Annotated in this window: 1 protein-coding gene; it reads left to right on the top strand. The window is 47.1% G+C overall.

Annotated features, from left to right (window positions below):
• On the top strand, positions 1–571 hold a 571-nt coding region (gene rsmH / locus AB4653_RS23630; RefSeq protein ID WP_372105464.1), incomplete at both ends, for a 16S rRNA (cytosine(1402)-N(4))-methyltransferase RsmH.

Below are 571 nucleotides of genomic sequence, written 5' to 3' on the forward strand. Positions count from 1 at the left end.
AGCGTTATGACTTAGTCGGTCAAGTGGATGGCGTATTGCTGGATTTAGGTGTCTCTTCACCACAGCTGGATGATGCTGAACGTGGCTTTAGCTTTATGAAAGATGGCCCGCTTGATATGCGTATGGACCCAACAACGGGGATTCCTGTTTCTCAGTGGTTAGTTGAAGCGGATCTTGATGACATCACATGGGTTATTCGTGAGTTCGGTGAAGACAAACACGCTCGTCGTATCGCGAAAGGCATCATTGCTTATCAAGAGAATGAAGAGAACGAACCGCTAACGCGCACTGGCCAGTTGGCTAAGCTTATCTCTGATGTCGCTCCAAAAAGCTTCAAAGAGAAAAAACACCCAGCAACACGTGCTTTCCAAGCATTCCGTATCTACATTAACAGTGAACTAGAAGAGATCGATACAGCACTGAAAGGCGCGGCAAGCATTCTAGCTCCTCAAGGTCGTATCTCTGTTATCAGTTTCCACTCGCTTGAAGACCGTATGGTTAAGCGCTTTATCCGTAAAGAGAGCCAAGGACCGCAAGTACCACATGGCTTGCCACTAACTGAAGAGCAGAT

It is taken from the genome of Vibrio sp. 10N.222.48.A3, assembly GCF_041475345.1.
Lineage (GTDB): Bacteria > Pseudomonadota > Gammaproteobacteria > Enterobacterales > Vibrionaceae > Vibrio > Vibrio tasmaniensis_A.